Below are 19,531 nucleotides of genomic sequence, written 5' to 3' on the forward strand. Positions count from 1 at the left end.
CATACAACGCGCCATCGGCGAACGGGGCTTTCGGGGGCGAATCGGGCGGGGCGGGCTGCTGCGCGTTCGGCGGCGGCAGCAGGCCGCCGAGGTCGAGCGCGCCGGAGTCGCGGCCGCCGGCCTCGTGGGCGCCGTCGGCCCAACCGCCGTCCGGGTAGCCGGCCTCGGGGTGACCGCCCTGCGCGAAGCCGGGCTGCGGGAAACCGCCGGGCGCGTCGGCGTACCCGGCATCGGCGGGGGCCGGGAAGTCGGGGACCGGCGGGACGACCTGGGGGTCGCTCCAGGAACCCGTCTGACCGCTGGGCATCAGCAGCAGCTCTTCGTCCTCGGCCGGATTGTCCATGAGGTCCTGGAACGCGTAACCGGCCGGCGCGCCGGGCGCGGGGGCCTGGGCGGGCGGCACCGGGACCGCCGTGGGGAGGCCCTGCTGATCCACCATGCCCGTGTCGTCCGGGTGGCCCTCGCCCGGAACCTGGCCGGTGTCAGTCATGCGTACCCCTCGCCCATCGGTTGTGCTTCTTCGGTCGCCGGTGCCCGCTACGGCCGACGCGCAGTGGCTGCCCGGTGGCAACCACTAAGCATTGTCGCGCCCGTTCGCGTCCGCGGCGGCCATTACCGTCACGCTCCGCTGTGGACTGCGCCACGTCGCACGTCCGACGTCAGTACGACGATCGGCCAGCCTACCCGGTTGCGGGGTCAGCGATTCAGGGGGCGTTCGGCGGCGAGGAGGAAGACCACCGAGCGCCCCTGCTCGGCCCAGCTGCGCGGGTCGAGGCCCACGGACTGCAGCAGCTCGCACTCGACGGCGTACCCGCGTTCGGTCAGCGCACGGCCGATCGCCTCGGCGTCGTCGCGGGTGGCGGCGTGGGCGACGATCCGCTCGGGGCGCCGGTCGGCGCAGGCGGCGACCACCGGCGCGCCACCCCCGCCGATCCGTACGACGTCGGGCTCGGGCAGGGACTCCAGGACGTGCGGGGCCCGCCCGCCCACCACCTGGAGCTGGACCCCGCGTTGCCGGGCCGCTGCCGTGGCGCGTTCGCAGGCGCGCGGGTCGGCGTCGACGGCGATGACGGCGGCGCCGAAGGAGGCGGCGTCCACGGCGAGCGCTCCGGAGCCGGTGCCGATGTCCCAGACGAGGTCGCCGGTGCGCGGTCCCAGCCGGGCGAGCTGCGCGGCGCGCAGGAGGGCCGACTCGCCCTCGCCGGTGCCGGGCTCGGGGCGGGCCCAGCCGCGGACGGGCGCCGGCGCGGCGGGGGTGCCCAGCAGCCAGCCCGGCTCCGCCGTGCTCGTCGCGGCCGTCCCGGCCCCGCCGATGACGATGACGACGTTGGGGTCGCGCCAGGTGTGGTCGGCGGCCTTGTCGGAGGTGAGGACGGTGACCTGCTCGCGTTCGGTGCCCAGTTCCTCGCAGATGACGAACGTGCGGTGGACGCCGTCGAGGAGCAGGGCGAGTTCGGCGGGCCCGGCGCCGGGCGAGGTGAGGACGGCGACCTTGGGGTGGGCGCGGCAGACGTTGACGGCGCGGCGCAGGGTGCGCCGCTGGGCGACGACCACCTGGGCGTCGTCCCAGGGCATGCCGGCCCGGGCGAAGGCGGCGGCGACGGACGAGACGGCGGGCACCACCTCGACCTCCAGGCCGTGCTCGGGGGCCCGCAGGGTGCGGACGACGCCGAAGAAGCCGGGGTCGCCGTCGGCGAGGACGACGGCGCTACCGCGGTGGGCGGCGATCCGGCGGGCGGCGAGCCCGAGGCTGCCGAGGCGGACGCGTTCGGCGGCGGGCGGGATCTCGGGGAGGGCGAGGTGGTGGCCGGCTCCGGCCACGAGCGTGGCGGCGGAGAGTGCGGACCGGGCGGCCTCGGTGAGGGGCGAGCCGTCCCAGCCGATCACGGTGACCCGGTCGGCCATCGTCGTCAGTCTCCTGATCCGGGGGCGGGGGGAGGCGCCGGGGCGGTCGCGTACCGGCGTGCGCGCAGGGTGAGACTACCTGGTCATCGGGTCAGTGCCAGTCGGCGGAGACGGCGTAGCCGGTGGCTTCGGCCATCCGGCCGCCGTCCAGGTCGTCCGCCTCGTCGAGGTCCTCGGGGAGCAGGCTCCAGACGATCAGGTCGGTGCGGATCTCCCCCCAGTGGCCGTCGGCGTCCTGGGCGCGCACTATCCACGCGTTGCGCAGGACGCCTTCGCTGATGCAGCCGATCTTCTGGGCGACCTGCTGGCTGGCGGTGTTGTCGGCGGCGGTGCGCAGTTCGAGGCGTTCGAAGCGCTGGTCGCGGAAGAGCCACTGGGCGACGGCGAGCACGGACTCGCTGGCGTAGCCCTCGCCGCGGGCCCAGGGGGCGGTGACGTAGCCGACCTCGGCGCTGCGGGTGCGCCAGTTGGTGTTCTGCAGGTGCACGACGCCGACCAGGCGCTGGGTGAGGAACTCGGTGACGGCGAAGACGATGCCGCGGCCCTCGGTGCGTTCGGCGTGGGAGTCGCGGGTGGCCCAGGCGTGGGCGTCGGCGGAGGTGTAGGGGTGCGGGACTCCGGTCCAGGCGACGACGAGCTCGTCGTTCATCATCTCGGTGAGCGCGGCGACGTCCCCTTCCTCGAAGGGGCGCAGCACCAGCCGGTCCGTGCTGATGGAGACGTCCGGGAAGGTGGTGGTCATTGCGCAGCTCCATGCCTGAGGACCGAGGTACGCCGGGCGTTGGTGCGTACCGTTCGTGCGGGCGCTTGTGTGACGGGGCGTCGAAACCCGTGGAGCCCCAGCATGCAGCATCGGCCCGGGGATGCGCATGGCCGGGCCCCGCACGCCCGTTCGGGGCGGTGCGGGGCCCGGTGCCGTGACGCGTGGGGCGCGTCAGGAGGCGGGGGTACCGAAGGCCGGGACGACCGAGCCCTGGTACTTGTCCTCGATGAACTTCTTGACCTCGTCGGAGTTCAGGAGCTTGGCGAGCTTCTGGACGCGCGGGTCGTTCTGCCGGCCGTCCTTGACCGCGAGGAAGTTGGCGTACGGGTTGCCGTCCGCCTTCTCCAGGGCGAGGGCCTGCTCCTTGGGCTTGAGGTCGGCCTCGATGGCGTAGTTGCCGTTGATGACCGCGGCGTCGACCTGGCCGAGGGCGCGGGGCAGGGTGGCCGCCTCCAGCTCCTTGAACTTCAGGCCCTTGGCGTCGGTGATGTCGGAGAGCTTGGCGGTGGAACCGACGCCCTCCTTGAGGGTGATCAGGCCGTGGTCGGCGAGCAGGTGGAGGGCGCGGCCCTCGTTGGTGTTGTCGTTGGGGACGGCGATGGTCTGGCCGGAGGTGATGTCCGTGAGGGCCTTGGCCTTCTTGGAGTAGAGGCCGAGCGGCTCCAGGTGCACGTTGACGACCGGCACGACGTGGGTGCCGTTCTTGGCGTTGAAGTCGTCCAGGTACGGCTTGTGCTGGAAGTAGTTGGCGTCGACCTGGCCGTCCTCGGTGGCCTTGTTGGGCAGGACGTAGTCGGTGAACTCCTTGACGTCCAGCTTCAGTCCGGCCTTGGCGGCGAGGTTGTCCTTGACGAACTTCAGGACGTCGGCGTGCGGGGTCGGGGACGCCGCCACGACGAGGGCGGCCTCGGGGTCCGCGGAGCCGCCGGCCTTCTTGGCGGCCGGGTCGGAGGGGCTGCCGCAGGCCGAGACGCCGAGGGCGATCGCGGTGGTGACGACGGCCAGGCCGGTGAGCTTGGTGTTCTTGCGCACGAAGAGTGCCTCTTTCCTGGTGGTGCGGTTCATGCCCGAGCACGACAAGTGCGGGCCGTTGGGGGGTGGGGTTCAGGGGTCAGGCTGCCCGGCCGCGGCGCGCCAGCAGCCGCACCGCGCCGTCACCGATCAGCTGGACGGCGGTGACGATCACGACGAGCACGACCACGGTGGCGAGCATGAACTCGCCCTCGAAGCGCTGGTACCCGTGGGTGATCGCCAGGCTGCCGAGCCCCTCGCCGCCGACCGCTCCGGCGAGTGCCGAGTAGCCGATGAGCGCGATGAGGGTGGTGGTGAGGCCGGAGATCAGGGAGGGCAGGGACTGCGGCAGCAGCACCTTCCACACGATGGTGGGGATGCCGCCGCCCATCGCCTGGGCGGCTTCGACGAGGCCGTGGTCGACCTCGCGGACGGCCGTCTCGACCAGGCGGGCGAAGAACGGGATGGCGCCGATGGACAGCGGCACGATCATGGCGGTGGGGCCGATGTAGGTGGGGACGCCGGTGAGCAGGCCGATGACCCATTCGGTGACCGGGATCAGCCAGATCAGCAGGATGATGAAGGGCATCGAGCGGCCGATGTTCACCACGACGCCGAGGACCCGGTTGAAGGGACGGTTCTGCAGCAGCCCGCCCTTGTCGGTGAGGACCAGCAGGACGCCCAGGGGCAGGCCGCCGACCACGGTGACCACGGTGGACCACAGCACCATGTAGAGGGTGTCGTACGTGCCCCGGGTCAGCAGGGGCTCCATTTCGGACCAGGTCACTGGGCACCGTCCTTGATCAGCTCGGCCTCGGCGACGACCTCCGCCGCGTCGTCCACGACGTCCACCTGCAGGCCCTGCTCGCGCAGGAAGCCGACGGGCACGACGTTCTCCTCGTAGCGGCCCGGCAGTTCGATGCGCATCCGGCCGATCTGCCGGCCGCCGACGGTGTCCATGGCCGCGCCGAGGATCGAGATGTCGATGTTGTACGTGCGCGAGAGCTGGGAGATCACCGGCTGGGTGGCCGCCTCGCCGCGGAAGGTCACGTCGAGCACGGTGCGGTCCGGCCCGCTGGCCAGGCCGCTGACCGGGAACAGCTCGGCGGCCAGCTCCGAGCCGGGCGTCGCCAGCAGCTCGGAGACGGTCCCGGACTCCACGACCCGGCCCTTCTTCATCAGGGCGGCGGAGTCGCAGACGGTCTTGACGACGTCCATCTCGTGCGTGATGAGCAGGACGGTCAGCCCCAGCTCCTGGTTGAGGTCGCGCAGCAGTTGCAGGATCGAGCGGGTGGTCTCGGGGTCCAGGGCGCTGGTGGCCTCGTCGGACAGCAGCACCTTGGGGTTGCCGGCCAGGGCGCGGGCGATGCCGACGCGCTGCTTCTGGCCGCCGGAGAGCTGGCCGGGGTAGGCGTTGGCCTTGTCGGCGAGGCCGACGAGGTCCAGCAGTTCCAGGGCGCGGGTGCGGCGCTCGCGGCCGGAGACGCCGAGGATCTCCAGCGGCAGTTCGACGTTGTCCTGGACGGTGCGCGAGGACAGCAGGTTGAAGTGCTGGAACACCATGCCGATGCGGCTGCGGGCCCGGCGCAGTTCCTTGCCGGCGCGGCGGCCGCGGCCCGCGAGCGCCGTGAGGTCGACCCCGTCGACGGTCACGATGCCGGTGGTGGGGCGCTCCAGCAGGTTGACGCAGCGGATCAGGGAGGACTTGCCGGCACCGCTCTGGCCGAGGACGCCGAAGACTTCGCCCTCACGGACGTGCAGATCGACGCCGTCCAGGGCGGTGACCTCGCGGCCACGGGACTGGTAGACCTTGGTGAGGCCCGATGTGGTGATCACAGGATTTCCGTCGCTGTCGAGTGCGCGGCGCTACGTGCCGGGCACGGGGCAATCGTCTGGGGACGCGCGAAAGGGCTGGTTCCGGGACGAACCGGGCGGCAGCACGTGCGCGGGGCAGGGAGCTTCGCCGTGTACGGACACGGGGCTCGGCCGGCCTCGCTTCGGGGCGCGAGGCGTTGCGGAAGGGGCCCTCAGAAGGCGCACATTCGACACATACAACGAGCACCGGGCGTCATCATCGCCTCGGTCGCAAGGGTGCGGCTGCTCGTCGTGGTCATGGCCTCAGTAAACCAGACAGATCGCCCCAGCGGTCGCGGGTGTCCGAATAGCGGACAGAACCCCTTCGTATACCGGACAGGACGGGGCAGCCCGCCCCCGGGCCCACCGGGGGCGGGCGCGGCCCGGGCGGCGGCCCGTACTACCCTCGCTGCATGCTCGACGCCCTGACGACCGCCATCGGCGTGGCCGCTCTCGCCCTCGCCGCCTGGTGCGGCTTCGCCGCGTACCGCGACCAGCCGACCAAGGACTGGCACTTCATCGGCATGGCCGTGGTGACCGTGCTGGTGCTGGCGCAGCTGGTGATCGGGCTGTTCGCGCTCGCGCGGGGCGAGCGGCCCGAGCAGGGCGCGGTGATCTTCGTGGCCTATCTGGTCGGCGCCTTCGCGGCGGTCCCGGCGGCCGGGCTGCTGTCGCTGACCGAGCGCACGAAGTGGGGCTCGGTGACGGTGTCCGCGGGCGCCGTGGTCCTCGCCGTGCTGGAAGTACGACTCTTCGACATCTGGGGTGGCAGCGGTGCCTGAGACGACCTCGACCTCGAACGCCGCGCCCGGCCCCGCCGGTGCCGGTGAGGCTGCCGGGAGCCCGGCAGCCGGGGGGCGTACCCGGCTGGTCTCCGGGCCGGGGCTGCTGCTGGTGTGGCTGTACGGCGTGATGGTCGTGGGCGCGCTGTCGCGGTCGGTCTACCAGATCTGCACCGAGTTCGACCGGGCGCCGCTGGCGTACGCGCTGTCCGCCGCGGCGGCCGTCGTCTACGCCTTCATCACGTACTCGCTGGTCCGCGGCGGCGAGACCGCCCGGCGCGCGGCGCTGGTGTGCTGCGCCGCCGAGCTGGCCGGGGTGCTGTCCGTCGGCACCTGGACGCTGGTGCGGCCGGAGGCCTTCCCGGACGCCACCGTGTGGTCGGACTTCGGCATGGGCTACCTGTTCATCCCGGTGATCCTGCCGGTCACCGGGATGCTCTGGCTGCGCCGCAAGCGCTGACGCCGCGCGCCGACGCGGACGGCCACGCCGACACGGACGCCCATGCCGACACGGACGGCCACGCCGATACGGACGCCGACGCGGTCGCCCGCGCCGAGGCAGACGCCGGCGGTCAGGCGCTGACCGCGTAGTCGGCGGCTTCCTTCGCGGCCTCCTTCTCCAGGATCACCAGCTCCACGCCGTCGGACGCGGTACGCCCGCCGACGGCGACGTACCCCGCCTTGCGGTACATCCGCAGGTTGGACTCGCTCTTGCGGCCGGTGTGCAGCCGGAACCGGGCGGCCTGGGCGCGCTCGGCGAGGGCCTCCTCGACCGCGCGCAGCAGTCGGGCGCCCAGGCCGTGCCCCTGGAGGCGGGGGTGGACGCACAGCTTGGCGATGGCGCCGGCACCGTCCTCGTCGACGCTGCCGCGGACCGCTCCGACCACCTCGTCGCCGAGCCGGGCCACCAGCACGATGTCGCGCGCCAGCTCCTCCCGGAGGGAGTCGAGGGACTGCGTGAGCGGCTGGATGCGGTAGTTGCCGTAGAGGGCGGCCTCGCTCTGGAAGGCGAGGTACTGCAGCTTGAAGATCTGCTCCGCGTCCTCGGCGACCGCCGACGAAATGGTCACGCTCATGCCCATGTGCGCATGCCTCCCGCTCATCTGGTAGCCCGCTGCTCTACCGCTCCTTTCCCCACAGGCCAGGAGCTGCAACCTCTGCAGCGAGCATTCTGCGCAGACATCCCAGGCAACGGGAACGTATCGGCCCCAAACTTCCTTGTGAGATACCCAACTCTCCTGCGATTTCACGGTAGGTCAGGTCCTGGGGCGAAAGAAGTGCTCCCATCAGCTCCGGACACCGTCCGGGCAATCGGGCGACCGCCGATCGGAGGGTACGCCCGCGCTCACGCCCGATCAGTTCCTCCTCGGGAGCCCCGGCCGCGGCCACCTGGCCGCCGTAGGGGACCTCGCGGCGCGCGCGGCGGCGGGCGGGGCGGGCCTCGGCGCGCACGGCCCGGCGCAGCCAGCGGGCGCGCTCGCGCGGCAGGGGCGCCGGTCCGCGTTCCAGCAGCCTGACCCAGACGGCTTGTTCGAGGTCGGCGGGCTCGACGCCCGCGCCGGGGGCCTCGGCGGCGGCCTCCGCGGCCAGCAGCGGGCCGAGTTCCTTGAGCAGGTCCATGCCGGGCGGGACGCGAAGGCCGCGGCGGGTGGTTGCCCTCCCGGCCGCGGCCCACCCGTACGGGGGGCCGCCCCGCCGGACGGCGTCTAGGGGTTGACGGGACGACGGCCCGGCCGGAAGTCCTCGGCGGCCAGCAGGGCGGTGTCGGCCTGGTCGCTGAAGATGCCGTCGATGCCCTGCTCGAAGTACTTCCGGTAGGCGCCGAAGACCTCCCCGTAGGCGGCCGGGTCGGTGCCCTTGCGGTACTCCGCCGGCAGGAAGCTGTTCTCGTTGCGCGCGGTCCAGGGGTGCAGGACCAGGCCCTGGGCGTGGGCGTCGCGCACGAGGGTGGTCGGGGTGCCGAGCCGGCCGTCGGCGGTGCGCGGGATCACCAGGTTCAAGGTGGGGCCGATGCCCTGGGCGAAGCCGGCGATCCAGCGGAGTCCCTCGGGGGTGACCAGGTCCGCGACGGTGCGCGGGTCCTTGGCCAGTTCGAAGTCCCAGGGCCGGGTGTGCGCGTCGGCCAGCAGCACCACGCGCGGGGTGCCGACCAGGCGGGACAGGCGCTGGACGCTGGAGGGTTCGAAGGACTGCAGGAAGCACGCGGAGTCGTGGCGGTCGCGGCCGTAGCGGCGCAGCAGCTTCGCGAGCGGCTCCTCCAGGCCCAGGCCCAGGCCGCGGAAGTAGCTGGGGTGCTTGGTCTCGACGTGCAGCCAGACCTTCCGGCCGCGGCGGCGGCCCTCGCGGTCGGCCCAGCGCAGCACCTCCTCGAAGGTGGGCACGTCCCAGCGGCCGTCGTAGAGGGTGTTGCGCGGACGGACGGCGGGGATACGTTCCTTCGCCCGCAGCGTCTTGAGCTCGGCGAGGGTGAAGTCCTCGGTGAACCAGCCGGTCACGGCGACGCCGTCGACGGTCTTGGTGGTGCGCCGGGAGGCGAACTCGCGATGGTCGGCGACGTCCGTGGTACCGCCGATCTCGTTCTCGTGGCGGCAGACGAGGTGGCCGTCCCGGGTGGGGACGAGGTCCTGCTCGACGACGTCGGCGCCGAGGTCGAGGGCGAGCTGGTAGGAGCCGAGGGTGTGCTCGGGGCGGTAGCCGCTGGCGCCGCGGTGGCCGATGACGGTCGGGCGGGGCAGGTCGCGGTAGCCGCCGTGGCCGCCGCCGGCCCGGCCCGGCCGGGGTGCGCCTTCGCCCTCCGGGCCGGTCGCCGCGGCCGTCGTGCCCGCCGTGGCGGCGGCCGGTGCCGCCCCCAGGCCCAGGGCGCCGCCGCCGGCGGCGAGCACCGCCGCCCCCAGTACCACGCGTCGTCCTGCCCCGCCCTGTGTCATGGCTGCCTCTCCCCTTCGTCATGCGGCGCCGGGATCCCGGGATCCGCCGGGGCGTGCGGCGCCGATCGGCGCAGCGATGGTAGGCGGGCGGTGGTGTCGGCGGGGCGAGCTGCGCCGGAACATGGCGGAAACACGTGTCAACACGGCGTATCCATCACGTGAACCCGATGTGCGATCAGGGGTGACCCGCGAGTATCGTCCTCACCTGCACTGCCCGAGGGCGGTGCACCACCGCTTGCCGATGCCGGAGGGGCCCCCGTTGTTCCGTACCCGTCTCATCAAAGCCACTGTCGGACCGGTCATCCGTGCGTTCTTCCGTACCCGGGTGGAGGGCGTGGAGAACATCCCCGGCACGGGTCCGGTGATCCTCGCGGGCAACCACCTCACCTTCATCGACTCGATGATCATGCCGCTGGCCGTGGACCGCACGGTGCACTTCATCGGCAAGGACGAGTACGTCACCGGCAAGGGGCTCAAGGGCCGGGCGATGGCGTGGTTCTTCACCGGCACCGGCATGATCCCGGTGGACCGGGACGGCGCGAACGGCGGCGTCGCCGCGCTGATGACGGGCCGCCGGGTGCTGGAGGAGGGCAAGATCTTCGGGATCTACCCGGAGGGCACCCGCTCCCCCGACGGCCGCCTGTACCGCGGGCGCACCGGCATCGCCCGGCTGACCCTGATGACCGGCGCCCCGGTCGTCCCGTTCGCGGTGATCGGCACGGACAAGCTCCAGCCGGGCGGCAAGGGCATGCCCCGCCCGGGCCGGGTCACCGTCCGCTTCGGCGAGCCGATGGAGTTCTCCCGCTACGAGGGCATGGACCGCGACCGGTACGTCCTGCGGGCGGTCACCGACTCGGTGATGGCCGAGGTCATGCGCCTGTCGGGCCAGGAGTACGTCGACATGTACGCCACCAAGGCCAAGGCCGCCTGACCCCCGCGCCCGTGCCTGCCGCACCCGGCCGGGCCGGGTCGTCGGCGGCCCCGGCGAGGGGGCTATTGGCGGCGCAGGGAGCGGCTGATGCCCGCTGCCGTGGTGGTGGCGAGGATCCAGCCGGTGACGATCAGTACGTACGACAGCCACTGGTGCCAGCCCGAGGGGGCGAAGGCCGCTTCCTGGCCGAAGTCGATGATCGGCAGCAGCAGGTCGATCGTGTAGAAGAGCGGGTTGAAGTCCGGCGCCTCGCCCGGCTTCAGGGGGCGGGGCGGGTCCAGGGCGTACGCCACGGTGCCCGTCAGGAGCAGGGCCAGCAGCCAGGCCGCCGCGCGCAGCGGGCGGAAGCCGTAGCCGACGGTGCCGTCCTGGAGCGCGCCCCAGGCGCGGCTGTGCCGGGGCTGGGTGCTGCGGTGCCGGCGCAGTTTGGCGAGCTGGACGGTGCGGGCGGCGGTCTCGTCGCCGACCGTGCGGTAGCAGGCGGCCAACTGCTCGTAGCCGTACGGCAGATAGCCGTCCTCCTCGCGCTCCAGCAGCGGCAGCCGCTCCTCGGCGGGCAGGTGCGGGTGCAGCACCCGGTAGGTGAGCCCGTCCGTGCGGACCACCGGCGGCCAGACCTCCGGCTCGGCCCACAGCAGGTCGACCTGGCTGCGGCGCAGGTTGACGATGCCGTCGATCGGGGCGACGGCCTTGCGCAGCCAGAACTCCCCTATGACGCAGCTGCTGGCGCGCAGCGCCACCCCGTCGGGGTTCGACAGCCGGGACCGGCTCAGGATCAGCTGGCCGGGGATGCGGGCGCCGGTGAGGTTGACCATGCCCTGCGCCTGGAGCCGGTGGCCGCGCAGGTCCGTGCCGACCGACAGGGTCTCGGCGTGCAGGGCGATGCCTCCGGGGTTGAGCAGCCGGGCCCGGTCGAGCATGACCTGGCCGCCGACGCCGGCGCCGTTGAGGCGGAACTCGCCGTGGACGGTGAGGCCGTCGGCGATGACGTCCGTCGCTATCTCGGCGTGGTTGAGCTGGAGCGGCGCCTCGTCGGCCTCGTCGGGGAGGCTGCCGCGGCGCACCACCGCGTTCTGGAGGAACAGGCCGCCGGTGATCCGCGCGCCCGCCAGCCGGACGGGACCGTCGACGGTGCAGCCGGACAGCCGCAGGACGACGTCCACCCGGAGGGTGGCCGCGGTCAGGCCGGGGAGGGTGGAGTCGCTGAGGACGACGGCGCGCATCTGGGCGCCGTACATCATGGGCTTGCGCTCGAACCAGCAGGCGCGCAACCGTATCGGGTGGTCCACGACCGCGTACTTGAGGTCGAGCTTGCCGACGATCTTCGCGCCGTAGAGCTTGAGCCCGGCGACCCGGTCCTCCTGGGGCGGGACGCTCAGCAGCAGGGCGCGCAGGACGTCGGCGCGCACGGTCCGTTCCGGGCCCCAGGCGGCGCCGTCGCCGGAGGGCTCGTCGGGGCTCTCGCGGAAGTCGACGCCCTCGCCGCGCGGGAAGGCGTCCCAGACGCGGGCTTCCGCGGGGGTCAGGTCGGTGATCTCCATCGCCGGAAGGGTGCCGTGACCATGATCCGGTGTCAACTCCTGTCAGGGCACCCCCGGCTGGCGTCGCGTCAGTGCTCGACGCCGTCCTGGAGCCGCTGCCCGCGCAGCAGGAACCAGGCGGCCGCGGCGGCGGCCAGCAGCACGGCCGCACCGACCCCGGCGGCGAGCCGCAAGCCGTCCACGAAGGCGTCCTGCGCCGCCGTGACCATGGTCTGCGCGGTGGCCGGGTCCAGGACGCGGGCGGCGTCCACGGCTCCGCCCAGGGATTCGTGCGCGGCGTCGGCGACTGCCGCCGGGACCCCGGCGGGGGCGGTGAACGCCTGGTAGGCGCCGGTGACCACCGAGCCGAGCAGGGCGATGCCGAGCGCGGCGCCGAGCTCGTAGGCCGTCTCGGAGACGGCGGAGGCGGAGCCCGCCCGCTCCTTGGGCACGCTGGAGAGGATCACGTCGGCGGTCACGGTGAACGAGAAGCCCGCCCCGAGGCCGACGACCAGCAGGGCCGCGCCGAGCAGCGGGTAGCCGGTCTCGCGGTGCACCAGGGTGATCGCGGCGAGCGCGAGCCCGATCGCCGCCAGTCCGCCGGCCACCACCGAGCGCACCGAGAACCGGCGCGCCCAGCGACCCGCGACCAGGCCGGTGACCACCGCGCCGACGGCGGCGGGCAGTTCGGCCAGGCCCGCCTCGAACGGCGAGCGTCCCTGGACGAGCTGGAGGAACTGCGAGAGGAAGAACACCAGCCCGGACAGGCCGAACACGGTCAGCAGGTCGGCCAGCACGGCTCCGGAGAAGCCGCGGTGCTGGAACAGGCGCATGTCGAGCAGCGGTGCGGAGAGCCGGAACTGGCGGCGGACGAACGCGTGGAGGCAGGCGGCGCCGAGCACGGCGGCCGCGGCGATCTCCCAGGACGGCCCGTGCGTGGCGAGTTCCTTGACGGCGTAGACGACGGCGATGACGCCGACGAGCGAGAGCCCGACGCTGGGCAGGTCCCAGGGACCGGAGACCGGGTTCTTGGACTCGGGCAGCAGCTTGCTGCCGACGACGACCAGGACGGCCATCACGGGCAGGTTGATCAGGAAGACCGAGCCCCAGTAGTAGTGCTCCAGCAGGAACCCGCCGACGACCGGTCCGACGGCCGCGCCGGCGGAGGCGGTGGCGCCCCAGATACCGATGGCGAGGCTGCGCTCCTTGGGGTCGTGGAAGATGTTGCGGATCAGCGCGAGCGTGGACGGCATCAGGGTGGCACCGGCCACACCCAGCAGCGCCCGGGCGACGATCATCATCTCGGGGCTGGTGGCGTAGGCGCAGACCACGGAGAGGGCGCCGAACGCGGTGGCGCCGGTCAGCAGCAGCTTCTTGCGGCCTATTCGGTCACCGAGGGAGCCCATGGAGACGAGCAGACCGGCGATGACGAACGAGTAGATGTCGCCGATCCACAGCAGCTGGCTGCCGGACGGCTCCAGGTCCTCGCTGAGGGACGGCGTGGCGAGGCCGAGTACGGTGGCGTCGACGGCGACCAGCAGGACGGCGAGCACCAGCACGGACAGCGCCAGCCAGCGGCCGGGGCTCTTGACCCCCGTCCCGTCCTGCGGCGCGTACTGCTTGGTTCCGGTCATTTCTCCACACTCCGTCGGGCGCCACCGAGCAGCAGCTCGATGACCATGTACTGGAAGTCCTTGGCGGCGACCCGGCCGTCCATGACGGCCCAGGCGCAGGTGCCGATGAGGCCGTAGAGCGCCTCGGTGAGCCAGGCGAGGCTCAGGTCGATCCGGAAGTCGCCCTCCTCCTGGCCCCGTTTGAACAGGGCGGAGACGCGGGCGTCGAGCCGGGTCCAGCCCTCGTGGACCTCGTCGCCCTCGAACAGCTGGTTCTCGGTGACGAGGAAGGCCAGCAGCTGGGCGTTGGGTTCGGTCTCGGCCACGAGCCGGCGCAGCGCCTCCTCGGCGGTGCCCTCGGCGAGCCGGGCCCGGTCGAAGGCCCCCTCGAACTCGCGGATGCCGAGCTCTTCCAGGGCCTTGACCAGGGCGTCCCGCCCGGCGAAGTGCCGGTGCAGGGTCGCCCGGCCGATCCCGGCGGCCTTGGCGACCTCGTCCATGGTGGCGGTCGACTTGCGGGAGAGGAGGGCGGCGGCTGCGCGGAGCACCTGGTCACGATCCATTGCCATGAGACCACTGTACCTCAAATGAGACGTCGATGTCTCATTCAATATTCGCGTGCCTCACTCAAGCCGGGAAGGAACCCTTGCTCCATGAAGCCGCCGAAGCCCCCGAAGCCCCTGGACCGCTCGAAGCCGCTGCTGCTGATCGACGTCGACGGACCGCTCAACCCCTACGGCGCCCGGCCGGAGCGCCGCCCCGCCGGGTACACCACCCACCGGATGCGCCCGACCGGCTTCACCGACGGCCGCCCGCTGCGGGTCTGGCTCCACCCCGGGCACGGCGCCGAGCTGCTCGCCCTGGCGGACCGCTACGAGCTGGTCTGGGCGACCACCTGGAAGGACGAGGCCAACGACTGGATCGGCCCCCGGTTGGGCCTGCCCCGGCTGCCGTACGTCGACTGGCCGGTGATGCACGGGCGGGCGCCGCGCGGCACCTTCTGGAAGACCCAGTACGTCCTGGAGTACGCCGCCGGGCGCGCGTTCGCCTGGATCGACGACGACATCACGGACCTGGACCGCGAGTACGTCGACCAGCGCCACCCGCACGCGGCCCTGCTGATGCGGATCGACGAGCGGATCGGGCTGCTCCGGGAGGACTTCGACGCGCTCGCGCGGTGGGCGGCCTGAGCCGCCCAGCGGCCGGGGAACGCGCCAGGGGCGGCCCGGCGGGGAGCCGGGCCGCCCCTGGGGAGCGGTGCCGAGGAGGCGGCGGGGGAAGGCCCGGCCCCTAGTGCTTGTGCGCCGCCCAGGCGTGCTGGATCACCAGGTCCGCCTTGAGCTCGGTGAGCTGGACCGCGACCGCGCTGGGCGCGGTGCCACCGCGCCCGCTGCGCGAGGCCAGCGCCCCGGGCACGTTCAGCACGGTCCGCACCTCGGGCGTGAGGTGCTCGGAGATCTTGGCGAACTGCTCGTCGGTCAGCTCGTCCAGCTCGATCCCGTGCGCCTCGCACTCCTTGACGCACTCGCCCGCGACCTCGTGCGCGACCCGGAACGGCACACCCTGCTTGACCAGCCACTCGGCGATGTCCGTGGCGAGCGAGAAGCCGGCCGGGGCCAGCTCCTCCATCCGCTCGCGGTTGACCGTGAGGGTCGCCATCATCCCGGTGAAGGCGGGCAGCAGCACCTCCAGGGTGTCGCAGGAGTCGAAGACCGGCTCCTTGTCCTCCTGCAGGTCCCGGTTGTAGGCGAGCGGGAGCGCCTTCAAGGTGGCCAGCAGGCCGGTCAGGTTGCCGATGAGCCGGCCGGACTTGCCGCGCGCCAGCTCGGCGATGTCCGGGTTCTTCTTCTGCGGCATGATCGAGGAGCCGGTGGAGAAGGCGTCGTGGAGCGTCACGAAGGAGAACTCCTTCGTGTTCCAGATGATGACCTCCTCGGCGATCCGGGACAGGTTGATCCCGATCATCGCGGTGACGAACGCGAACTCCGCGACGAAGTCGCGCGAGGCCGTCCCGTCGATGGAGTTGCCCGCCGAGCCCCGCTCGAAGCCGAGGTCGGCGGCCACCGCCTCCGGGTCCAGGCCGAGCGAGGAGCCGGCGAGCGCGCCGGAGCCGTACGGGGAGACGGCGGTCCGGGTGTCCCACTGCCGCAGCCGCTCCGCGTCCCGGGACAGCGCCTGTACGTGCGCCAGCACGTGGTGGGCGAACAGCACCGGCTGGGCGTGCTGGAGGTGGGTCCGGCCCGGCATGGCCACGTCCGGGTGCGCCTCGGCGAGGCCGACCAGGGCGTCCTGGAGGTCGGCGATCAGGCCGCCGATGATCCGGGCGTGGTCGCGCAGGTACATCCGGAACAGCGTGGCCACCTGGTCGTTGCGCGACCGGCCGGCCCGCAGCTTGCCGCCGAGGTCGGGCCCGAGCCGCTCCAGCAGGCCGCGCTCCAGGGCGGTGTGCACGTCCTCGTCGGCGACGGTGCCCACGAACGTGCCCGCCGCCACGTCGGCCTCCAGCTGGTCCAGCCCGGCGAGCATGCGCTCCAGCTCGTCGGCGGTCAGCAGGCCCGCCTTGTGCAGCACGCGGGCGTGGGCGCGGGAGCCGGCGATGTCGTACGGCGCGAGCCGCCAGTCGAAGTGGACGGACGCGGACAGCTTCGCCAGGGCCTCGGCGGGTCCGTCGGCGAACCGGCCGCCCCACAGCCGGACGTCACCGTTGTTGCTGCTCACTGCTGCTGCTCCTCAGGAGGGTGGATGTGCGCCCGCCTCCCCGCCCGGAGGGGAATCGGGGAGGCGGTCCCTTACGGCGCCGGACGGCGGAGGGAGGGTCGGCCGGTCAGCCGAGGTCGCGCTTGGCCGCGATCTTCGACGAGAGGCCGAAGATCTCGATGAAGCCCTGGGCCTTGGACTGGTCGAAGGTGTCGCCGGTGTCGTAGGTGGCGAGGTTGAAGTCGTACAGGGAGGAGTCCGACTTCCGGCCGGTGACGACGGCGCGGCCCCCGTGCAGGGTCATCCGGATGTCACCGGTGACGTGCTGGTTGGCCTCGTCGATGAAGCCGTCCAGGGCGCGCTTGAGCGGCGAGAACCACAGGCCGTCGTAGACGAGCTCGCCCCAGCGCTGCTCGACCTGCCGCTTGTAGCGGGCGAGCTCGCGCTCGACGGTGACGTTCTCCAGCTCCTGGTGGGCGGTGATCAGCGCGATCGCGCCCGGGGCCTCGTAGACCTCGCGGCTCTTGATGCCGACGAGGCGGTCCTCGACCATGTCGATCCGGCCGATGCCCTGGGCGCCGGCGCGCTCGTTGAGCTGCTGGATGGCCTGCAGGACGGTGACCGGCTTGCCGTCGACGGCGACCGGCACGCCCTCCTTGAAGGAGATGACGACCTCGTCGGGCTCGCGCGGGGTGGCCGGGTTCGAGGTGTACTCGTAGATGTCCTCGATCGGGGCGTTCCAGATGTCCTCCAGGAAGCCCGTCTCGACGGCCCGTCCGAAGACGTTCTGGTCGATGGAGTACGGGGACTTCTTGGTGGTGGCGATGGGGAGGTTGGCCTTCTCGGCGAAGGCGATGGCCTTGTCCCGGGTCATCGCGTAGTCCCGGACCGGGGCGATGCACTTCAGGTCGGGGCCGAGGGCGGCGATGCCGGCCTCGAAGCGGACCTGGTCGTTGCCCTTGCCGGTGCAGCCGTGGGCGACGATGCCGGCGTTGTGCTTCTGGGCGGCGGCGACCAGGTGCTTGACGATGGTCGGCCGGGAGAGCGCCGAGACCAGCGGGTAGCGGTCCATGTAGAGGGCGTTGGCCTTGATCGCCGGGAGGCAGTACTCCTCGGCGAACTCGTCCTTGGCGTCCGCGACCTCGGCCTCGACGGCACCGCAGGCGAGCGCGCGCTTGCGGATGACGTCCAGGTCCTCGCCGCCCTGGCCGACGTCCACGGCAACGGCGATGACCTCGGCGCCCGTCTCCTCGGCGATCCAGCCGATGGCGACGGAGGTGTCCAGGCCGCCCGAGTAGGCGAGTACGACGCGCTCGGTCACGGGTTTCTCCTTACGGTGCATTCACTGTCAGGCATAACTATGCATGACTCCGTATGTTTCGTCAATCACGGGATCGGGTGATGCTGTGACCTGCGGCGATCTGTGCCCGAGGGGGCGGTGGCAGCGGACCGGAGGCACGGATCGGTCCGGACGACGCAATCCGGCGGACCTGGACCGACGCCGCGCCGGCGGCCCTGGCCGACCCCGGCCGGGGCTGCGGACGGCGGCCAGGGCCGACGTACGGGGGTGGGCCCGGCGGCTGAGCGCCTTCCTCGGCGACGCCGACGGCTGGGCGCAGCGGACCCACTCCCCCGCTGAGCCCGCCCCGTCCCCGCGGCCTCGCCCGGTCGGGACCGGGCCCCAGCCGCCCCCTCGGCCTCCCCCGGACCGGCGGGGCCGGTCCCACGCGGCGCGGTGGTCCCGTTGGTGGTCAATGCGGTGGAATGTCCCACGCGACCGCCCGGGGCGGGCCGATAATTCCGATCATGGGAAAACTCCACGACCGTATAGACGGCCGGTTGCGCCGGTTCATCGAGGCGCAGCCCGTGTTCTTCACCGCGACCGCCCCGCTGGCCGGTGACGGGCACATCAACCTCTCCCCCAAGGGCCGCTCCGGCACCCTCGTGGTGCTCGACGAACACACCGTGGCCTACCTCGACTTCGGCGGCAGCGGCGCCGAGACCATCGCCCACGTCCGCGAGAACGGCCGGATCACCCTCGTGTGGTGCGCGTTCTCCGGTCCGCCGAACATCGTGCGGATCCACGGCGAGGGCGAGGCCGTCTTCCGGGACGACCCGCGCTGGCCCGAGCTGATCGCCCGGTTCGGCGAGGCGGACGGGCCCGCCGCCCGGGCCGTGATCGTCGTGCGCGCCAAGCGCATCGCGGACGTGTGCGGCTACGCCGTCCCGCTGATGGAGTACCAGGGCGAGCGCACCCTGCACGCGGAGTACTTCGGGCGCAAGAGCGACGAGGAGTTCGCCGCGTACTGCGAGAAGAAGGACCACATCGGGACGAGCATCGACGGCCTGCCTGCGCTGCCGCTGCCCCTTCCGCCCCGTACCGTCTGACATGTGCTGCGAACCGCCCTGCTGCTCGGTGCCCTCCTGTCCACCGCGCTGGTGCCCGCGTCCCACCCCGGCCCGGACCCGGCGCTGCCGGCCCGGCTCGCCGACACCGGCGGCGGCAGCCAGCTGATCACGGCGGTCGCCCCCGCCGCCGGGTCCACCACCGGCACCGTCGTCTGGTGGGACCGGCGGGCGGGCCGCTGGTACGAGGAGGGCCGCGCCGAGGCCCGGTTCGGCTCGGGCGGGCTCACCGAGGGCGCCACCCGCAGCCAGGGCACGGGCACCACGCCCACCGGCCTGTACGCGCTCCCGTACGCCTTCGGCATCCGCCGTGCCCCGGCCGGCACCGAGGTCGGCTACCGCCGGGTGACGCCCGACTCCTGGTGGTGCCAGGACAACGCCTCGGCCGCGTACAACCGCTGGACCGAACCGCTGCCGGCCGACTGCGCGCCGGGCGAGGCCGAGCACCTGGTGACGTACGGGACGCAGTACGCCCACGCGATGGTCATCGGTTTCAACTACGACCGGCCGGTGCGCGGCCGCGGCGCCGGGATCTTCCTGCACGTCAACGGCAAGGGGGCGACGGCCGGTTGCGTGTCGGTGCCGGCCCGGGCGATGCGGGCGATCCTGCGCTGGGCCGACCCCCGGCGCCGTCCGCACATCGTCATCGGCACCGAGACCGGACCGCTGGCGGTCGAACGGTACTGAGCCGGCCGAGCGCCGCCCGCCCGGCGGGGTCGAGCGCGGCAGGGGCGGGGTGTTCCAGCTCCCGGCAGCCCTGCGCGAACCGGTCCCGGCGCCCGGGCCACAGCCGTACGGACGCGCCCACCAGCAGGGTCGCGAGCAGCAGCCACCCGGCCACGAAGAGGCACACCGCCGCGAACCCCTGGAGCAGGCCGTGCGGGTGCAGCTGCGCCGCCTCCGCGGCCTGTCCGGCGAGGAACACCGACAGCAGCAGGGCGAGGAGGTGGGCGGGCAGCGCCAGCCGGTCGGTGCGGCGGTCGGCCATGCCGGGCACGGCACGGTCGTGGGCCCGCTGGAACTCCCGCAGGGATCCGGTCAGCTTCCGGTCCGAGCGCAGCTCGGCCAGGGTGACCGGCGCGCGGCGGCCGACGGCGTCGAGCACGGCGCGCGGCACCGGGT

General features: G+C 72.9%; 20 protein-coding genes and 1 pseudogene. 6 read left to right on the forward strand and 15 right to left on the reverse strand.

The window, feature by feature from the left end; genetic code table 11:
* The 6 genes and pseudogenes from LG632_RS22635 to LG632_RS22660 form a co-directional block, all read right to left on the reverse strand.
* Positions 1-490, reverse strand: a pseudogene (locus LG632_RS22635) (hypothetical protein); the annotation flags it as partial.
* Between the two features lie 206 nt (positions 491-696).
* Positions 697-1,905: a precorrin-6y C5,15-methyltransferase (decarboxylating) subunit CbiE gene (cbiE, locus tag LG632_RS22640; RefSeq protein ID WP_226729262.1), complete on the reverse strand. Its 1,209-nt coding sequence runs from the start codon at positions 1,903-1,905 to the stop codon at positions 697-699.
* Positions 1,906-1,996: 91 nt separating this feature from the next.
* A complete protein-coding gene (locus LG632_RS22645) occupies positions 1,997-2,647 on the reverse strand; it encodes a GNAT family N-acetyltransferase (RefSeq protein ID WP_226729263.1) in 651 nt (216 codons plus the stop codon).
* 192 nt (positions 2,648-2,839) lie between these two features.
* Positions 2,840-3,700, reverse strand: a complete 861-nt coding sequence (locus LG632_RS22650; protein ID WP_226729278.1) for a MetQ/NlpA family ABC transporter substrate-binding protein — start codon at positions 3,698-3,700, stop codon at positions 2,840-2,842.
* Positions 3,701-3,779: 79 nt separating this feature from the next.
* Positions 3,780-4,466, reverse strand: a complete 687-nt coding sequence (locus LG632_RS22655; RefSeq protein ID WP_226729264.1) for a methionine ABC transporter permease — start codon at positions 4,464-4,466, stop codon at positions 3,780-3,782.
* Positions 4,463-5,515, reverse strand: coding sequence for a methionine ABC transporter ATP-binding protein (locus LG632_RS22660; protein ID WP_226729265.1), 1,053 nt, complete (start codon positions 5,513-5,515; stop codon positions 4,463-4,465). Before LG632_RS22660 ends, LG632_RS22655 begins: the two co-directional genes overlap by 4 nt.
* Before the next feature lie 431 nt (positions 5,516-5,946).
* Here LG632_RS22660 and LG632_RS22665 point away from each other — a divergent pair, with 431 nt between their 5' ends.
* Together LG632_RS22665 and LG632_RS22670 are read left to right on the forward strand one after the other, a co-directional pair.
* The gene (locus LG632_RS22665) at positions 5,947-6,315 is read left to right on the forward strand and encodes a hypothetical protein (protein ID WP_226729266.1); all 369 of its coding nucleotides are present in this window, start codon (positions 5,947-5,949) and stop codon (positions 6,313-6,315) included.
* 85 nt (positions 6,316-6,400) lie between these two features.
* Positions 6,401-6,775, forward strand: coding sequence for a hypothetical protein (locus LG632_RS22670; RefSeq protein ID WP_226729279.1), 375 nt, complete (start codon positions 6,401-6,403; stop codon positions 6,773-6,775).
* 112 nt (positions 6,776-6,887) lie between these two features.
* Here the strand turns inward: LG632_RS22670 and LG632_RS22675 are convergent, their stop codons facing one another.
* The 3 genes from LG632_RS22675 to LG632_RS22685 form a co-directional block, all read right to left on the reverse strand.
* Complete coding sequence (locus LG632_RS22675) at positions 6,888-7,397, reverse strand: GNAT family N-acetyltransferase (protein WP_226729280.1); 510 nt, start codon at positions 7,395-7,397, stop codon at positions 6,888-6,890.
* Between the two features lie 37 nt (positions 7,398-7,434).
* Positions 7,435-7,935 (reverse strand): RNA polymerase sigma factor, encoded by a 501-nt coding sequence (locus tag LG632_RS22680; RefSeq protein WP_226729267.1) that lies wholly within the window; start codon positions 7,933-7,935, stop codon positions 7,435-7,437.
* 86 nt (positions 7,936-8,021) lie between these two features.
* A complete protein-coding gene (locus tag LG632_RS22685) occupies positions 8,022-9,242 on the reverse strand; it encodes a glycerophosphodiester phosphodiesterase (RefSeq protein ID WP_226729268.1) in 1,221 nt (406 codons plus the stop codon).
* Positions 9,243-9,483: 241 nt separating this feature from the next.
* On the opposite strand from LG632_RS22685, the gene LG632_RS22690 reads away from it, so the two are divergent.
* The gene (locus LG632_RS22690) at positions 9,484-10,173 is read left to right on the forward strand and encodes a lysophospholipid acyltransferase family protein (protein WP_226729269.1); all 690 of its coding nucleotides are present in this window, start codon (positions 9,484-9,486) and stop codon (positions 10,171-10,173) included.
* 62 nt (positions 10,174-10,235) lie between these two features.
* Here LG632_RS22690 and LG632_RS22695 read toward each other — a convergent pair whose 3' ends face one another.
* The 3 genes from LG632_RS22695 to LG632_RS22705 all read right to left on the reverse strand — a co-directional run bounded on the left by LG632_RS22695 (position 10,236) and on the right by LG632_RS22705 (position 13,875).
* Positions 10,236-11,714, reverse strand: coding sequence for a membrane-associated oxidoreductase (locus LG632_RS22695; protein ID WP_226729270.1), 1,479 nt, complete (start codon positions 11,712-11,714; stop codon positions 10,236-10,238).
* A 68-nt stretch (positions 11,715-11,782) separates the two neighbouring features.
* On the reverse strand, positions 11,783-13,327 hold the full coding sequence (locus tag LG632_RS22700; protein WP_226729271.1) for an MFS transporter: 1,545 nt from the start codon (positions 13,325-13,327) through the stop codon (positions 11,783-11,785).
* Positions 13,324-13,875: a TetR/AcrR family transcriptional regulator gene (locus tag LG632_RS22705; protein ID WP_226729272.1), complete on the reverse strand. Its 552-nt coding sequence runs from the start codon at positions 13,873-13,875 to the stop codon at positions 13,324-13,326. Before LG632_RS22705 ends, LG632_RS22700 begins: the two co-directional genes overlap by 4 nt.
* An 84-nt stretch (positions 13,876-13,959) precedes the next feature.
* Here LG632_RS22705 and LG632_RS22710 point away from each other — a divergent pair, with 84 nt between their 5' ends.
* Positions 13,960-14,496 (forward strand): HAD domain-containing protein, encoded by a 537-nt coding sequence (locus LG632_RS22710; protein ID WP_226729273.1) that lies wholly within the window; start codon positions 13,960-13,962, stop codon positions 14,494-14,496.
* Between the two features lie 100 nt (positions 14,497-14,596).
* Here the strand turns inward: LG632_RS22710 and argH are convergent, their stop codons facing one another.
* Together argH and LG632_RS22720 are read right to left on the reverse strand one after the other, a co-directional pair.
* Positions 14,597-16,024 (reverse strand): argininosuccinate lyase, encoded by a 1,428-nt coding sequence (argH, locus tag LG632_RS22715; RefSeq protein ID WP_226729274.1) that lies wholly within the window; start codon positions 16,022-16,024, stop codon positions 14,597-14,599.
* A 106-nt stretch (positions 16,025-16,130) separates the two neighbouring features.
* Positions 16,131-17,324 carry an argininosuccinate synthase gene (locus LG632_RS22720; RefSeq protein WP_226729275.1) on the reverse strand — a complete coding sequence of 398 codons (1,194 nt, stop codon included), beginning with the start codon at positions 17,322-17,324 and terminating at the stop codon, positions 16,131-16,133.
* A 485-nt stretch (positions 17,325-17,809) separates the two neighbouring features.
* On the opposite strand from LG632_RS22720, the gene LG632_RS22725 reads away from it, so the two are divergent.
* Both LG632_RS22725 and LG632_RS22730 read left to right on the forward strand, forming a co-directional pair.
* Positions 17,810-18,391, forward strand: a complete 582-nt coding sequence (locus LG632_RS22725; protein WP_226729276.1) for a pyridoxamine 5'-phosphate oxidase family protein — start codon at positions 17,810-17,812, stop codon at positions 18,389-18,391.
* 18 nt (positions 18,392-18,409) lie between these two features.
* Positions 18,410-19,096 carry a L,D-transpeptidase family protein gene (locus tag LG632_RS22730; protein ID WP_226729281.1) on the forward strand — a complete coding sequence of 229 codons (687 nt, stop codon included), beginning with the start codon at positions 18,410-18,412 and terminating at the stop codon, positions 19,094-19,096.
* Here LG632_RS22730 and LG632_RS22735 read toward each other — a convergent pair.
* Positions 19,053-19,531, reverse strand: a 479-nt coding sequence (locus tag LG632_RS22735) for a hypothetical protein (protein ID WP_226729277.1), incomplete at its 5' end; no start/stop codon positions are given. The two genes, LG632_RS22730 and LG632_RS22735, sit on opposite strands and share 44 nt — an antisense overlap.

Origin of the sequence: Streptomyces antimicrobicus, assembly GCF_020532625.1 — a bacterium.
GTDB classification, from domain to species: Bacteria; Actinomycetota; Actinomycetes; order Streptomycetales; family Streptomycetaceae; genus Streptomyces; species Streptomyces antimicrobicus.

Bases quoted from the DNA above. Each gene is read 5' to 3' on its own strand.
- LG632_RS22705 (WP_226729272.1), bottom strand. From the start codon at position 13,875: ATGGCAATGGATCGTGACCAGGTGCTCCGCGCAGCCGCCGCCCTCCTC.
- LG632_RS22645 (WP_226729263.1), bottom strand. From the start codon at position 2,647: ATGACCACCACCTTCCCGGACGTCTCCATCAGCACGGACCGGCTGGTG.
- cbiE (WP_226729262.1), bottom strand. From the start codon at position 1,905: ATGGCCGACCGGGTCACCGTGATCGGCTGGGACGGCTCGCCCCTCACC.
- LG632_RS22665 (WP_226729266.1), top strand. From the start codon at position 5,947: ATGCTCGACGCCCTGACGACCGCCATCGGCGTGGCCGCTCTCGCCCTC.
- LG632_RS22690 (WP_226729269.1), top strand. From the start codon at position 9,484: ATGCCGGAGGGGCCCCCGTTGTTCCGTACCCGTCTCATCAAAGCCACT.
- LG632_RS22680 (WP_226729267.1), bottom strand. From the start codon at position 7,935: ATGGACCTGCTCAAGGAACTCGGCCCGCTGCTGGCCGCGGAGGCCGCC.
- LG632_RS22725 (WP_226729276.1), top strand. From the start codon at position 17,810: ATGGGAAAACTCCACGACCGTATAGACGGCCGGTTGCGCCGGTTCATC.
- LG632_RS22695 (WP_226729270.1), bottom strand. From the start codon at position 11,714: ATGGAGATCACCGACCTGACCCCCGCGGAAGCCCGCGTCTGGGACGCC.
- LG632_RS22710 (WP_226729273.1), top strand. From the start codon at position 13,960: ATGAAGCCGCCGAAGCCCCCGAAGCCCCTGGACCGCTCGAAGCCGCTG.
- LG632_RS22700 (WP_226729271.1), bottom strand. From the start codon at position 13,327: ATGACCGGAACCAAGCAGTACGCGCCGCAGGACGGGACGGGGGTCAAG.
- LG632_RS22685 (WP_226729268.1), bottom strand. From the start codon at position 9,242: ATGACACAGGGCGGGGCAGGACGACGCGTGGTACTGGGGGCGGCGGTG.
- LG632_RS22675 (WP_226729280.1), bottom strand. From the start codon at position 7,397: ATGGGCATGAGCGTGACCATTTCGTCGGCGGTCGCCGAGGACGCGGAG.